This is a genomic window from Streptomyces sp. NBC_01314 (genome assembly GCF_041435215.1).
GTDB lineage: Bacteria > Actinomycetota > Actinomycetes > Streptomycetales > Streptomycetaceae > Streptomyces.
This window is the reverse complement of the sequence record NZ_CP108394.1, coordinates 3,707,490-3,722,707: the sequence shown is the minus strand read 5'-3', so window position 1 is coordinate 3,722,707 and position 15,218 is coordinate 3,707,490. Positions and strand designations below refer to the sequence as shown.

General features: G+C 70.8%; 12 protein-coding genes. 8 read left to right on the top strand and 4 right to left on the bottom strand.

What is annotated here, in order from left to right; genetic code table 11:
• Positions 1–29 precede the first annotated feature (29 nt).
• The 3 genes from OG622_RS16215 to glgX all read right to left on the bottom strand — a co-directional run bounded on the left by OG622_RS16215 (position 30) and on the right by glgX (position 6,492).
• Positions 30–1,982 (bottom strand): ABC transporter ATP-binding protein, encoded by a 1,953-nt coding sequence (locus tag OG622_RS16215; RefSeq protein ID WP_371576801.1) that lies wholly within the window; start codon positions 1,980–1,982, stop codon positions 30–32.
• Complete coding sequence (locus OG622_RS16210) at positions 1,979–3,919, bottom strand: ABC transporter ATP-binding protein (RefSeq protein ID WP_371576800.1); 1,941 nt, start codon at positions 3,917–3,919, stop codon at positions 1,979–1,981. The genes OG622_RS16215 and OG622_RS16210 overlap by 4 nt, the downstream gene beginning before the upstream one ends.
• Positions 3,920–4,236: 317 nt before the next feature.
• Positions 4,237–6,492: a glycogen debranching protein GlgX gene (gene glgX, locus OG622_RS16205; protein ID WP_371576799.1), complete on the bottom strand. Its 2,256-nt coding sequence runs from the start codon at positions 6,490–6,492 to the stop codon at positions 4,237–4,239.
• A gap of 150 nt (positions 6,493–6,642) precedes the next feature.
• Here glgX and OG622_RS16200 point away from each other — a divergent pair, with 150 nt between their 5' ends.
• The 6 genes from OG622_RS16200 to OG622_RS16175 all read left to right on the top strand — a co-directional run bounded on the left by OG622_RS16200 (position 6,643) and on the right by OG622_RS16175 (position 13,221).
• Complete coding sequence (locus OG622_RS16200; RefSeq protein ID WP_371576798.1) at positions 6,643–7,869, top strand: Ig-like domain-containing protein; 1,227 nt, start codon at positions 6,643–6,645, stop codon at positions 7,867–7,869.
• A gap of 191 nt (positions 7,870–8,060) precedes the next feature.
• Positions 8,061–9,311 carry an Ig-like domain-containing protein gene (locus OG622_RS16195; RefSeq protein ID WP_371576797.1) on the top strand — a complete coding sequence of 417 codons (1,251 nt, stop codon included), beginning with the start codon at positions 8,061–8,063 and terminating at the stop codon, positions 9,309–9,311.
• A 101-nt stretch (positions 9,312–9,412) separates the two neighbouring features.
• Positions 9,413–10,180: an enoyl-CoA hydratase/isomerase family protein gene (locus tag OG622_RS16190; RefSeq protein ID WP_371576796.1), complete on the top strand. Its 768-nt coding sequence runs from the start codon at positions 9,413–9,415 to the stop codon at positions 10,178–10,180.
• A gap of 317 nt (positions 10,181–10,497) precedes the next feature.
• Positions 10,498–11,001, top strand: a complete 504-nt coding sequence (locus OG622_RS16185) for an ATP-binding protein (protein WP_371576795.1) — start codon at positions 10,498–10,500, stop codon at positions 10,999–11,001.
• Positions 11,002–11,259: 258 nt separating this feature from the next.
• Positions 11,260–12,462 (top strand): YncE family protein, encoded by a 1,203-nt coding sequence (locus OG622_RS16180; protein WP_371584110.1) that lies wholly within the window; start codon positions 11,260–11,262, stop codon positions 12,460–12,462.
• Between the two features lie 123 nt (positions 12,463–12,585).
• The gene (locus OG622_RS16175; RefSeq protein ID WP_371576794.1) at positions 12,586–13,221 is read left to right on the top strand and encodes an ADP-ribosyltransferase; all 636 of its coding nucleotides are present in this window, start codon (positions 12,586–12,588) and stop codon (positions 13,219–13,221) included.
• Positions 13,222–13,233: 12 nt separating this feature from the next.
• On the opposite strand, the gene OG622_RS16170 is transcribed toward OG622_RS16175, so the two are convergent.
• Positions 13,234–13,923, bottom strand: a complete 690-nt coding sequence (locus OG622_RS16170) for a GNAT family N-acetyltransferase (protein ID WP_371576793.1) — start codon at positions 13,921–13,923, stop codon at positions 13,234–13,236.
• A 59-nt stretch (positions 13,924–13,982) separates the two neighbouring features.
• On the opposite strand from OG622_RS16170, the gene OG622_RS16165 reads away from it, so the two are divergent.
• A complete protein-coding gene (locus OG622_RS16165; protein WP_371576792.1) occupies positions 13,983–14,897 on the top strand; it encodes a MerR family transcriptional regulator in 915 nt (304 codons plus the stop codon).
• Positions 14,898–14,968: 71 nt separating this feature from the next.
• Positions 14,969–15,181 carry an EF-hand domain-containing protein gene (locus OG622_RS16160; protein WP_033526808.1) on the top strand — a complete coding sequence of 71 codons (213 nt, stop codon included), beginning with the start codon at positions 14,969–14,971 and terminating at the stop codon, positions 15,179–15,181.
• Positions 15,182–15,218: the final 37 nt, after the last annotated feature.

The following is a 15,218-nucleotide window of genomic DNA, read 5'->3' as shown; positions in this document are numbered from 1 at the left end:
AGGGCAGCGCCTTTCATCAGGGGCGCGCTCTACGCCAGGCTGTCCCGCCACGCCCGGTGCAGGTCCGCGAACCTGCCCGTGCCCGCGATCAGGTCCGCCGGGGTGCCGTCCTCGACGATGTGGCCGTGCTCCATCACCAGGACCCGGTCGGCGATCTCGACCGTGGAGAGGCGGTGGGCGATCACCACGGCCGTGCGGCCGCGCAGGACCGTGGACATGGCGCGCTGGACCGCCCGTTCGCCCGGGATGTCGAGGGAGCTGGTCGCCTCGTCAAGGATGAGGACGGCCGGATCGGCGAGCAACGCCCGGGCGAAGGCGACGAGTTGGCGCTGACCGGCGGAGATACGGCCACCGCGCTTGCGTACGTCGGTGTCGTAGCCGTCGGGGAGGGCGGTGATGAAGTCGTGGGCGCCGATGGCCTTGGCGGCGTGCTCGATGTCCTCGCGTGTGGCGTCGGGGCGGCCGATGGCGATGTTCTCGGCGACCGTGCCGGAGAACAGGAACGACTCCTGGGTCACCATGATCACCCCGCGCCGCAGCTCGGGCACCGGGAGGTCCCGCAGGTCGACACCGTCGAGGAGGACCCGCCCGGACGACGGGTCGTAGAAACGGGCCACCAGCTTGGCGAGGGTCGACTTGCCGGCGCCGGTGGAACCGACGACCGCCACCGTGCTGCCCGCCGCGAGCGTGAGGTCGAAGCGGGGCAGGACCTCGCCGCCGGTGCGGTACGCGAACCGCACGTCGTCGAACACGACCTCGCGGCCCGGGAGTTCGGAGGCCGCCGCCGGCAGCTCCTTCGGCTCGGCGGGCTCGGGGACCGACGGGGCCTGGGCCAGCAGGCCCGCGATCTTCTCCAGCGAGGCCGCCGCCGACTGGTACGAGTTGAGGAACATGCCGAGCCGGTCGATCGGGTCGTACAGCCGCCGCAGATACAGCACCGCCGCCGCCAGCACACCCAGCGCGAGCGTCTGAGACGCCACCCGGTACGCGCCCCACAGCACGATCGCCGCGACCGTGATGTTGGCGACGACACGGGAGCAGACCACATAGCGGGCCATCTCCAGGATCGCGTCGCCGTTCGTGCGCTCGTGGTGCCGGTTCAGGGCACCGAACTCCGTGTCGTTCGCGGTCTCCCGGCGGAACGCCCGCACCGGCCGGATGCCGTTCATGGTCTCCGCGAACTTCACGATCACCGCGGCGATCGCGCTGGACCGGGCCGTGTAGACGCTCGCCGCGCGCCGCTGGTACATCCGCACGAAGCCGTACAGCGGGATGAACGACACCAGCGCCGCCGCGCCGAGACCGAGATCCAGCCAGAGCAGCATCGCCGAGATGTAGACGAAGGCGAGGATCACGCCGATGAGTTCCTGCAGACCCTCGTTGAGCAGCTCGCGCAGCGACTCGACGTCCGTGGTGGACCGGGAGATGAGCCGGCCCGAGGTGTACCGCTCGTGGAAGTCGATGCTCAGCGCCTGCGCGTGCCGGAAGATCCGGCCGCGCAGATCCAGCAGCACGTCCTGGTTCACGCGCGCGGACGCCCCGATGAACAGGTACTGCAGCCCGCCGGCCGTCAGCGCGCACACCAGATACCCGACCGCCACCGCGATCAGCGGCCCGTGCCGGCCGTCCCGGAGCGCCGGTACGGCACTGTCGATGGCGTACGCCACCAGCAGCGGGCCCGCCTGCACCGCCGCCTGCTGGAGCAGGAGCAGCACGCTCGCCATGACCACCCGGGCCCTCATCGGCGCGAGGAGGGAGCGCAGCAGGGCGACGGTGGCGCCCGGGGGAGTGGGGAGGTCGTCGTGGTCGAACGGATCGACGGCGGACGCCTTCCGCGCGGCATCGGGCCGGCCCGCGCCGGGCGTCCGGCCGGATGCCTCGCCCGTCGTCGTGCCTGTCGCCTCGTCCGTCGTCGTGCCCGTCGTACCGCCCGGCTCCTCGTCGGGTTCCTTGTTCCGCGCGGGGGTCGCGGGGGCCGTCATCGCTGGTCCTCCTCGGTCCCGGACATCAGATGGGCGTACTCCGTGTTCGTGCGCAGCAGTTCCTGGTGGGTGCCCACCGCCGTGACCCGGCCGTCGGAGAGCAGGGCCACGCGGTCGGCGAGCAGCACCGTCGACGGGCGGTGCGCCACGATCAGCGCGGTCGTCTCCGCGAGCACGCGGCGCAGCGCGGCCTCCACCGCGGCCTCCGTGTGCACGTCCAGCGCCGACAGTGGGTCGTCCAGCACGAGGAAGCGGGGGCGGCCGACCACCGCCCGCGCCAGTGCGAGACGCTGCCGCTGGCCGCCGGAGAGGCTGAGGCCCTGCTCGCCGACCTGCGTGCCGGTGCCCTGGGGGAGCGCGTGCGCGAACTCCGCCTGCGCGACGGCCAGGGCGCGGTCCAGCTCGGCTTCGCCCGCGTCCGGCCGGGCGCCCATGAGGACGTTCTCACCGATGGTCGCCGAGAAGAGGGTGGGTTCCTCGAAGGCCACGGCGACCAGGGCGCGCAGCGACTTCCGGGGCATCTCGGTGATGTCGTGGCCGTCCAGCGTGATGCGGCCGGACGTGACCTCGTGGAGGCGGGGGACGAGAGCGGTGAGGGTGGTCTTGCCGGAGCCGGTGGCCCCGACCAGGGCCATGGACTCGCCGGAGCGGATGTGCAGGTCGATGTGGTCGAGCGTGGGGGCGGTGCCGGAGGCGGCGTCGGGATAGCGGAAGGTGACGTCGTGGAACCGGAGCCCGCCCAGTTGCCCGGTGCCGGTGTAGCTGTCGCCGTCGTCCAGGGGGCGCTGCTCGTTGTGAGGTGCCGCTGCGCCCACCCCTGCCGCCCCAGCGGCACGACTGCCCGCAGCTAGGACCGTCGTCGACTCCGGCTTCTCGTCCATCACCTCGAAATACCGCTCCGTCGCCGTCGCCGCCTCCTGACTCATCGCCAGCAGGAAACCGATCGAGTCGACGGGCCACCGCAGGGCGAGGGCCGTCGACAGGAACGCCACCAGCGTGCCGGCCGACAGGACGCCGTCGGCGACCTGGACGACACCGAGCACCAGCGCCGCGCCGATGGCCAGTTCGGGGAGCGTGATGATGACGCCCCAGATCGCCGACAGGAGGCGGGCCTTGCGCAGCTCCGTTCCCCGCAGGGTCCGCGACAGCTCGCGGAACGCGCGGGCCTGGCTGCGGTGCCGGCCGAACCCCTTGATGATGCGGATACCGAGGACGCTCTCCTCGACGACGGTCGTCAGGTCGCCGACCTGGTCCTGCGCGGCGCGCGCGACCGTGGCGTACTTCCTCTCGAAGAGGACGCAGGTGACGATCACGGGGACGACGGGCCCGAGGATGACGAGCCCGAGGGTCCAGTCCTGGAGCAGCATGATGGTGACGCCGACAACGATGGTCACCGCGTTGACCAGCAGGAACGTCAGCGGGAAGGCGAGGAACATCCGCAGCAGCATCAGGTCGGTCGTGCCGCGCGAGAGCAGCTGCCCGGAGGCCCAGCGGTCGTGGAAGGCGACCGGGAGGCGCTGCAGATGCCGGTACAGATCCGCGCGCATCGACGCCTCGACCCCGGCGAGGGGCCGCGCCACGAGCCAGCGCCGCAACCCGAACAGCAGCGCCTCGGTGAGGCCGAGCAGCAGCAGGTACAGCGCCCCGAGCCACACGCCCGCCGGGTCCCGGTCGGCGACCGGCCCGTCCACCATCCACTTCAGGACGAGCGGGATGAACAGGCCCACGCACGAGGCGACTATCGCGACGAACGCGGCGACGGACAGCCGCGCCCGTACGGGCCGCACGTACGGCCACAGCCGCAGCAGCGCGCGTACGGCGGACCGCCCCTCGGCCTTCCCGGCCGCCCCTGCCCTCGCGGGCTCTGCGGGCAGCGCGGCGGCCTCGGGTTCCTGGGTCGGCTCGGGTTCTTCGGCGGGTGCACGTGTCGTGGGCATCAGCAGCGAGCCTACGGATCGCCACTGACAACGCCCACCGAGTTTTGGCCGGACCTCGCTCGGTCGCGAGTCCTACGACCAGCGCGGGCACAGCGGGCGTTCGAGGAGGCCAGAGGGGTCGTACCGGTATGTCAACCGATCGGCTGATGCCCGTTCGAGTGCGATGGCCGATGTGTTCCCGCGTGCTCCGCCGGGATTCTCGACACATGCCGCACAACTCGTCCACACCCGTCGTTCCCACCCAGCCGGGTCGAAGGGGCGGCTGCCCCTGGGGACGGGACGGACGGGACGGGCAGGGCGGCGGGGGCGAGGAGCTCTCAGCCGATCACCCGGAGCAGCAGCACACACCGCGCCGCCACCGTCACCGCCTCCCCCGCCCGGTGCACCAGGCCCGGTCCCTCCCCCTGTTCCTCCCGTGACGTGTCGACGACCACCTCGTACCGCTGCGCCCACGGCGTCCCCGGCAGGACGAAGCTCACCGGGCGGTCGCCGGCGTGCAGGACGGTGAGGAAGCTGTCGTCGAGGATCGGGGCGCCCCGGGCGTCGCGGCCGGGGATGTCGCGGCCGGAGAGGTACATGCCGAGGGTCGCGGCCGGCGCATACCAGTCCCGTTCGGTCATCTCGGTGCCGCGTGCCGTGAACCAGGCCAGGTCCCGCAGTCCGTCCGCCGAGTGGGCCCGGCCGGAGAAGAAGGCCCGGCGGCGGAGCACGGGATGCGACTGGCGCAAAGCGATCAGGCGGGCCGTCAGATCGAAGAGGGCCTTCCAGGCGGGGTCCTCCAGGAGGCTCCAGTCGAGCCAGCTGATCTCGTTGTCCTGGCAGTACGCGTTGTTGTTGCCCCCCTGGGTGCGGCCCAGTTCGTCCCCGGCGACCAGCATCGGCACCCCCGTGGACAGCAGCAGCGTCGTCAGCAGGTTCCGCAACTGCCGCCGCCGCAGGGCCCGTACCCGCTCGTCGTCCGTCTCGCCCTCGGTGCCGCAGTTCCAGGAGCGGTTGTCGTCCGAGCCGTCCCGGTTGCCCTCACCGTTCGCCTCGTTGTGCTTGCGCTCGTACGACACGAGGTCCCGCAGCGTGAAACCGTCGTGCGCGGTGATGAAGTTGACCGAGGCGTACGGCCGCCGCCCGCCCCACGCGTACAGGTCGCTCGACCCCGACAGCCGGTACCCCAGGTCCCGCACGTCCGGCAGCGCGCCCCGCCAGAAGTCCCGGACGGCGCCCCGGTAGCGGTCGTTCCACTCCGTCCACAGGGGTGGGAAGGCGCCCACCTGGTAGCCGCCCGAACCCACGTCCCACGGCTCGGCGATCAGCTTCACCCGCCGCAGCACGGGGTCCTGGGCGATGACGGCCAGAAACGGGGACAGCATGTCGACGTCGTGCATCGAGCGCGCGAGCGCGGCGGCCAGGTCGAAACGGAAGCCGTCCACGCCCATCTCCGTCACCCAGTACCGCAGCGAGTCGGTGATCAGGCGCAGGACGTGGGGCTGGACCACGTGCAGGGTGTTCCCGCAGCCCGAGTAGTCCGCGTACCGGCGGGCGTCGCTCTGCAGCCGGTAGTAGCCCCGGTTGTCGATGCCGCGCAGCGACAGGCTCGGGCCGCGCTCGTCGGCCTCGGCCGTGTGGTTGTAGACCACGTCGAGGACGACCTCGATCCCGGCGGCGTGCAGGGCCCGCACCATCCGCTTGAACTCCCCGACCTGCTGCCCGGCCGTGCCCGACGAGGCGTACCCCGCGTGCGGGGCGAAGTAGCCGATCGAGTTGTAGCCCCAGTAGTTGCGCATGCCCCGGCGCAGCAGATGGTCCTCGTGGGCGAACTGGTGCACGGGCAGCAGCTCCACCGCCGTCACCCCCAGCTTCACCAGGTGCTCGATCGCGGCGGGGTGCGCGAGCCCGGCGTACGTGCCGCGCAGCTCCTCGGGGATGCCCGGGTGGGTCATGGTGAAGCCGCGTACATGCAGTTCGTAGATGACCGAGTCCGCCCACGGGGTCTTCGGGCGGCGGTCGTCGGCCCAGTCGTCGTCGTCGTGGACGACGACACCCTTGGGGACGTGCGGCGCCGAGTCCCGCTCGTCGCGCACGGTGTCCGCGACATGCTGCTCGGGCCAGTCCCGGACATGCGCGTACACCTCCGGCGGCAGACCGAACTCGCCGTCCACGGCCCGCGCGTACGGGTCGAGGAGGAGCTTCGCCGGGTTCCAGCGGGCGCCGGTCCACGGGTCCCAGCGGCCGTGCACGCGAAAGCCGTACCGCTGCCCGGGGAGGACGCCGGGCACGAAGCCGTGCCAGATCTCATGGGTCAGCTCGGTCAGCCGCAACCGGGTCTCCTCGCCCGCCTCGGAGAACAGGCACAGCTCGACGGCCTCCGCCCCGCCGGCCCACAGCGCGAAGTTGGTGCCCGCGACCCCGTCGGGGCCCACCCGGAACCGCGCGCCGAGCGGCGTCGACGCCCCCGGCCACACGGGCCTCGTCTCCGGCACGGGCGCGCCCTGCCGACCGCCGTTCAGCACGGTGGCCGGGCGCGCGGCCGGCACCCCGCGCGTCCCCCGTACTTCCTCCTGCTCGGCTGCGCTCGACACCTCAGGCCTCCCGCGGCTCGGTGGGGCGACGGGGATGGGGCCCCGGCTGTCCCTGCACCGCTCCCCATCACGTCGTCCTCCCAAGTGTTCTGCCCAGAGCACGCCTCGCACTCACGTTTCCCGGGAGCGTGCGCCGTCGTTGGGCCGCACGTGAACCACGCACAGACGCACGCGCGCCGCGCCGTGGCCGCCCTGGCCGCCGCACTCACCTGGGCAGGTCTGCTGGCCGGGGCCGCCGGATGCACCGTCGGACCGCCGCTGACCAGTGGAAAGGCACCCGACGACACGATCCGGGTCGTTCCGGAGGACGGCAGCAAGGGCGTGCGCCCGGAGCAACGCTTCGAAGTACGGGTGCCCAGCGGGCGCCTGGAGTCCGTCAAGGTGGTGAAGTCGCAGGACGCGCAGGAGTCACCCGTACCGGGCCGGCTGTCCGCCGACGGGCTGATTTGGCGCCCCACCGGCTCACCGAAGCTCGCGCTGGCCGCCAGGTACACCGTCGACGCGGTCGCTCTCGACGGTCACGGCCGCCGCTCGGCTCGGCACGTCACCTTCACCACGTACGTCCCCGACGAGCGCTTCATCGCGTACGTCACGCCCGAGAACCGGTCCACCGTCGGCACCGGGATGATCGTCTCCCTGGAGTTCAACCGGGAGATCGAGGACCGCGCGGCCGTCGAACGCGCCGTGGACGTGACCGCCGAACCGCCCGTCGAGGTCCGCCCCCACTGGTTCGGCGGGGAACGCCTCGACTTCCGTCCCGAGACGTACTGGAAGCCCGGCACCAGGGTCACGGTCGGCCTGCGGCTGCGGGACGTCGAGGCGGCGCCCGGCGTCTACGGCCAGCAGTACAAGACGTTCTCGTTCACCGTGGGCCGCCACCAGGTCAGCGTGGTCGACGCGGCGAAGCACACCATGCGTGTGGAACGCGGCGACGGCGTGCTCGCCACGCTCCCCATCACGGCCGGGGCGCCCAGGACGACGACGTACAACGGGAAGATGGTCGTCACCGAGCTGCTGGAGGTGACCCGGATGAACGGTGCCACCGTCGGCTTCAGGAAGGCGAACGGCAAGGGCGAGTACGACATCCCGGATGTCCCGCACGCCATGCGCCTCACCGCCTCCGGCACCTTCCTGCACGGCAACTACTGGGCGCCGGACGCCTTCGGCAGGGCCAATGTCAGCCACGGCTGTGTGGGTCTGCGCGATGTGAAGGGCGGCGATTCCGGCACCCCCGCGGGCTGGTTCTTCGACCGCAGCCTCGTCGGGGACGTCGTCGAGGTCATCAACAGCGACGACAAAAAGGTCACTCCCGACAATGGGCTCGGAGGCTGGAACATGCGGTGGAATGAATGGAAAGCGGGTGCGGCGGTGAAGTAGACCGACATAGCACCGGCACGACCGACATGGCACCGGCCCGTGGGTACGCGCGCGATGATTGAAGTTGGGACTGAACGGTGACATTCACCGAGGCCAATTCATCCCGATCATCTGGTTAATGTACGAGCGTACGCGCGCTCTGCGCGTAGGGGTGCGGGCCTGATCAGGCCGTGCGAGGGGAGAACAGAGAGTTGAACGGGCGACCGATATCGGGGGCGTCGGTTGGCGCGCGGACTCGGCGGCGCAAGGGGGCCCTGGCCATGCTGCCGGTCCTGATGCTGCTCGCGGTCACCGCGTGCGGCGGAGGCGGGAGTTCGGACTCCGGCTCCGGCGGCGACAAGGGGAAGGGCTCCGACAGGACCACTTCGGACAAGACGGCCACCAAGGCCTCGGAGGCGGTGGTCTCCATCGCTCCGAAGAACGGCGCCGACTCCGTGACCACCAGCGGCGCGCTCAAGGTGAGCGCCGCCAAGGGCAAGCTGTCCGAGGTCACGGTCGAGAACGACAAGGGCGACAAGATCGCCGGCGAGATATCCGGCGACGGCGCCACCTGGACGCCGTCGATCCACCTCAACTCGGCCACCGAGTACAAGGTGCACGCCATCGCGAAGGACACCGAGGGGCGTGAGGCGGCCGAGGACTCCTCCTTCACCACGCTGACCCCGAAGAACACCTTCGTCGGCATCTTCACTCCCGAGGACGGGTCGAAGGTCGGTGTCGGCATGCCGTTCTCGATCCGCTTCACGCGGGGCATCACCGCCCCCAAGGACGTCGAGAAGGCCATCACGATCAAGACCGAGCCGGCCGTCGACGTCAAGGGCCACTGGTTCGGCAACGACCGCCTCGACTTCCGCCCGGAGAAGTACTGGAAGGCCGGCACGAAGGTCACCGTCGACCTCAACCTCGACGGCGTCGAGGGCCGCGACGGCGTCTACGGCGAGCAGAGCAAGAAGGTCTCCTTCACCATCGGCCGCAGCCAGGTCTCCGTCGTCGACGTCAAGAAGCTCACGATGAAGGTCTCGCGTGACGGCAAGGTCATCAAGACCATCCCCGTCACCACCGGCAAGCCCGGCATGGAGTCGTGGAACGGCCAGATGGTCATCAGCGAGCGCCTGCGCGTGACCCGGATGAACGGCGAGACGGTCGGCTACGGCGGCGAGTACGACATCAAGGACGTGCCGGACGCGATGCGCCTGACCAACTCGGGCACCTTCATCCACGGCAACTACTGGGGCGGCGACGCCTTCGGCAACTACAACGCCAGCCACGGCTGCATCGGCCTGCGCGACACCCGTGGCGGCTACGACCGCAAGGCGCCCGGTGCGTGGTTCTTCGACAACTCGATGGTCGGCGACGTCGTGGTCGTGAAGAACTCCAACGACCGCACCGTGGACCCGGACAACGGCTACAACGGCTGGAACATGGCCTGGTCCAAGTGGTAGGCGCGGACGCTGCCGCCTGAGAGCCCGAGAGTCTGACGCACGGCCCCGGTGTGATGTACCGCACCGGGGCCGCTGCCGTTAGTCGCCGTTAACCTGCCCTCATGACTGTGCATCTCGAAGTGGCCGAAGGCGTGGGCACCATCCGCCTCGACCGGCCGCCCATGAACGCCCTGGACATCGCCACCCAGGACCGCCTCAAGGAGCTCGCGGAGGAGGCCACGCGCCGCGACGACGTCCGCGCGGTGGTGATCTACGGCGGGGAGAAGGTCTTCGCGGCCGGCGCGGACATCAAGGAGATGCAGGCCATGGACCACGCGGCGATGGTCGCCCGGTCCCGCGCCCTGCAGGACTCCTTCAGCGCCGTGGCCCGTATCCCCAAGCCGGTCGTCGCGGCCGTCACGGGCTACGCGCTGGGCGGCGGTTGCGAGCTGGCGCTGTGCGCGGACTACCGGATCGCCGGGGAGAACGCGAAGCTCGGCCAGCCGGAGATCCTGCTCGGGGTGATCCCGGGCGCGGGCGGCACGCAGCGGCTGTCCCGCCTCATCGGTCCGTCCAGGGCCAAGGACCTCATCTTCACCGGCCGCATGGTCAAGGCGGACGAGGCCCTCGTGCTCGGCCTGGTGGACCGCGTCGTCCCGGCCGACGAGGTGTACACCGCCGCGCACGAGTGGGCCGCCCGGCTGGCGCGGGGGCCGGCGATCGCGCTGCGGGCCGCCAAGGAGTCCATCGACGCGGGTCTGGAGACCGACCTGGAGACCGGGCTCGCGATCGAGCGCAACTGGTTCGCGGGGCTGTTCGCCACGGAGGACCGTGAGCGCGGGATGCGCAGCTTCGTGGAGGAGGGGCCGGGCAAGGCGAAGTTCGTCTGACGGCCGTGGATTCAAGGGCCGGGGGCTTCGGAATCCGGCCCGCAAGTTCCGCTGGGCGACTTGCGGTTGACGCGGTGTAGGACCCGCGTCCCCCTAAGGAGCGGTTTGTCCGTTCCTTAAGGCAGCCTTAAGAGATCCTTACCCAAGGCTCTTGGCGTTGACCGAAGTTCAGGGTGTCGGCGCAGGTCAGGTGGGCCGTCGCGGGCGGCTTGTTGCCAATGGCATATGTCATCCGAAACCTCCGGAATGGTTGGTTCCGGGGGTTGTATTCCTGCGGAACGGCCCCGGACAGGGCCTGGGGCGGCCATGATGGGGGCATGGCGGGGCTGGAGGGTATCGAACAGCCGCGGCGGCACGGGAGTGCGACCGCGGCGCGTTGGTCACCTGCGATCGAGGACGAACGGGCGCAGAAGGCGCTGGAGTTGTTCGGCAACCCGACCGAGGCGGAGGTCCCGCTGCCGTCCCGTCCCGAGTCCGCGGCCACGGCCCGGCGGCTCGCCCAGGTCGTCGTCCTCCGCCAGTGGCGGCTGTCGCCGAAGATGACCGAGGACGCGGTCCTGCTCGTCTCCGAACTCGTGGGCAACGCCGTGCGGCACACCGGCGCCCGCGTCTTCGGACTCCGTATGCGCCGCCGGCCGGGCTGGATCCGGATCGAGGTCCGCGACCCCTCACGGGGGCTGCCCTGTCTGATCCCGGTGCAGGAGACGGACCTCAGCGGACGGGGGCTGTTCCTGGTGGACAAGCTCTCGGACCGGTGGGGGGTCGACCTGCTGCCGCGGGGCAAGACGACGTGGTTCGAAATGAGGGTCGCGGACCGGTAGGACGCGGGACGTGCGGCTTCGTCGGTGGGGCTCGGGCGGGTAGGACGTGCGGCTTCGTCGGTCGGGCGCGGGCCGGTAGGCCGCGGGACGTGCGTCGTCGTCGACCGGGCGCGGACCAGTAGGTCGCGCGACGCGCACCTCCGGTCGGGTGCGGACCGGTGGATCGCGCAACGCGCACCTCCGTCGATCGGGCCAATCGCCGGAATTCATGCCGGACCTCCCTATAAAGGTCGCGTGACCACCCCCCGCACCCCCCTCATGCAGTGCAACCTCGTGCAGCGCGCCCTTCTCGCGGCCGCCGTTCTCGCCGCCGTGGCCGCGTGCGGCGCGGAGACCGGGCCCCATGAGCAGGAACAGCGGATCCGGGCCGACCGGGCAACCGCCGAAGCCGAAGCAGCCGAGCGGGAGAAGAAACAGCGGACGGTGGTCAGGGGGCTGCACGGCATGCCGCCCGTCCTGGACCCCAAGGACGTCTACGCCGCCGACCGCCCGAACCGGCTCTCCCCGGTGGTCAAGGACTTCCCTTCCCGGGTGTACGTCCCCAACAGCGAGTCCGACACCGTCTCCGTCATCGACCCGAAGACGTACGAGATCATCGAGACGATCCCGGTGGGCCGCCAGCCCCAGCACGTCGTGCCCTCCTGGGACCTCAAGACCCTGTGGGTCAACAACAACCGGGGCCACACCCTCACCCCCATCGACCCCAGGACGGGGAAGGCGGGCCGGCCGGTCGAGGTGCACGACCCGTACAACCTGTACTTCACACCCAACGGCAGATACGCCGTCGTCATGGCCTCCCTCGACCGCGAACTCGTCTTCCGTGACCCGCACACCATGAAGCGGGTCAGGACCGAGCCGGTCACCTGCTACGGCGTCAACCACGCCGACTTCTCGATCGACGGCACGTACTTCATCGTGTCCTGCGAGTTCAGCGGTGAGCTGCTGAAGGTCGACACCGAGAAGATGAAGGTCGTCGGACAGCAGAAGCTCCCGTTCGAGGGGGCCATGCCGCAGGACGTGAAGGTCTCACCGGACGGCAAACGCTTCTACGTCGCCGACATGATGGCCGACGGCATGTGGGTCCTCGACGGCGACAAGTTCGACGAGCCGAAGCTGCTGCCCACCGGCAAGGGCACCCACGGGCTGTACGTCGGCCGCGACTCCCGCGAGATGTACGTCTCCAACCGGGGCGAGGGCTCCGTGTCGGTCTTCGACTTCACCGAGAACAAGCTCACCAAGAAGTGGTACCTCCCCGACGGTGGCAGCCCCGACATGGGCGGCGTCTCCGCCGACGGCAAGGTCCTGTGGCTCTCCGGCCGCTACGACTCCGAGGTGTACGCCATCGACACCCGCAGCGGGAAGCAGCTCGCTCGCATTCCCGTCGGCAGCGGCCCGCACGGCCTCGCGGTGTACCCGCAGCCCGGCCGCTACTCGCTCGGCCACACCGGCGTCTTCCGCTGACGACCGGCTCCTTCCACTGAAACCGGCGTCTTCCGGTGACACACGACAACCGAGCGGTCTGACACGCCGCCGTACGGGTGATGGTCCGGGGCCTGGCGCCGCGCAGCCGAGATCGTGCTCAGCATGATCACAACTCGTCTGCGATGCCGGGCCGCCGCCGTCGCCCTGTCCGTCTCCGCCGTCCTCGCGACCACCGCCTCGACCGCTCCGGCACAGACCCCCACCACCGCTTCGGCCAAGGCAGCCCCCGCTGCCTTTGCGGGGGCTGCCGCCCCCGCCTGCCCCCAGTTCGAAGACCCGGTCCACGCCGCCGTCGACCGCCGCGTGGACGTCGACCGCATCACGCCCGAGCCGGCCTGGCGCACGACCTGCGGCACGCTGTACCGCAGCGACAGCCGGGGCCCGGCGGCCATCTTCGAGCAGGGCTTCCACCCCAAGGACGTCATCGACGGGCAGTACGACATCGAGCAGTACGTCCTGGTCAACCAGCCCTCGCCGTACGTCTCCACGACCTACGACCACGACCTGTACAAGACCTGGTACAAGTCCGGCTACAACTACTACATCGACGCCCCAGGCGGCGTGGACGTCAACAGGACCATCGGCGACCAGCACCGGTGGGCCGACCAGGTCGAGGTCGCCTTCCCCGGCGGTATCAAGCCGCAGTACGTCATCGGCGTCTGCCCGGTCGACAAGAAGACCAAGACGGAGAAGATGAGCGAGTGCGAGAGCAACCCGCACTACGAGCCCTGGCACTGACGCCCGTCGCGCTCATCGGGCCCGTGGTCCCCGACGGGCGCTGAGCAGTATCTCGGAGCCCACCGGCAGATAGCCGGCCGACTGGAACGCCCGCACGCTGCGGGCGTTCCCCGGCGCGATCTGCGCCCACAGCGGCTCGGCGACGAGATGCCGGGCGGCGGCCACCAGCGACCGGCCCAGCCCCCGGTGCCGTCCGCCCTCGTCCACCTCGACCGAGACCTCCAGCCGTCCGGCGATTCCCCGGCCCGTCGTCAGGACTCCGCCGTCTGCCGCCCAGACCCGTACGTCGTCACGACGTCGCCGCGCGTACGCGACGCGGGGGTGTCCGGCGTCTTCTATCTCCTTCAGCGGCAGCGGCGGTTCGCCCGGCAGGGGCGAGGCGACCAGCATCGCGTCGATGGTCTCGGACGTACGGCCCGTCCGTTCCATGAGGGCCGCCAGGAACCGTGGGTTCATGCTCGCGGACAGTGCGTCGCACTCCGTGGCCGCCAGACTCTCGTACACCCTCCCCCAGTCTCGGCTTCGCTCGACCGGGGGGACCCCCACTGGATCCTCGTCCGTGAAGACGACGGAGTGCGCCGTGAAGCACAGCACCCCCGCGTCCCGGGGGGAGTGCTGAGCGACGACGGTCGTACCGCCGTCCGCCGGCGGGAAGACACCCCGGGCCACCGCGTCCAGAATGTCCCGCAAGCTCTCCGTCACCGGACTCCTTCGCCGTGCTCCTTGAGTCTCCACCCACTGGAAGGCCCACACTCGCAGACATGATCGAGAACGGCACCGGCCTTTTCACCATCGGGCAGCTCGCCCGCGGCTCCGGTCTGTCCGTCCGCACGATCCGCTACTGGTCGGACGAGGGCGTCCTGCACCCGGTCACCCGCAGCGCGGGGGGCTACCGGCTGTACGACGCCGAGTCCGTGGCCCGGCTCGAACTCATCCGCACCCTGCGGGAGCTGGGGCTCGGCCTGGACGATGTACGGCGGGTGCTCGCGGGCGAGGCGACCGTCGCGGAGGTGGCGGCCACGCACGTGACCGCGCTGGACGCGCAGATCCGGGCACTGAAGGTGACCCGGGCGGTGCTGTCGACCGTGGCGCGACGCGGCTCGACCGCGGAGGAGATGACCCTGATGAACAGACTGGCACGGCTGTCCGCCGCCGAACGAGGGCGGATCATCGACGACTTCCTGGAGGAGACCTTCGGGGGGCTCGACACCGCCGACCCCGACATCCGTACGCGGCTGAGGTTCAGCCTCGCGGATCTGCCGGAGAACCCCACGCCCGAGCAGGTGGACGCCTGGGTGGAGCTGGCCGAGATGCTCCAGGACCCGGGGTTCCGGGCGCGCATGCGCGACACCGTCGAGTTCAACGCGGCGGACCGGGGGCCGGACGTGCCGCCGGGCACCTCCCTGTGGTTCATGAGCCGTCTGGTGCAGCTCGCGGGGGAGGCGCTGCGGGAGGGCGTCGACCCCGTCTCGCCCGCCGCCGACGAGGTGCTGACCGGGCTGCTCGGCGACGCCGACCGGGCCGTCCTGCTGGAACGCGTCACCTCGGCGGCCCACCCCGAGCTGGCCCGGTTCCGGGAGCTGGCCGCGCTGGTGCGGGGCGTGGAGCCGCTGTCGGCGCACACGGAGGAGTTCGCGTGGGTGGTCGCCGCGCTCCGCGCTCGCGTGGCCGGTTAACCTGACCTGCGTCAGTAGGACTGTCAGCAGTACTGCCTCGCAGAGGCAGGGCACCAAGAAGGGGCGGATCGGTGGCGGACATCGAGGCAGCACGCAAGGAGTTCCAGAGGATCGACGCGGACGGTGACGGGTTCATCACCGCCGCGGAGTTCAAGACCGCCCTGGCCCAGGAGGGCGACTGGAACGTCACCGAGTCCGTGGCGGAGGTCATCATCCGCACCCGCGACCTCAACGGCGACAAGCTTCTGTCGTTCGACGAGTTCTGGGCCCACCTGGGCAAGTGAGCCGGACGCGAAGGGGCGCCCACCGTCGTACAGACGG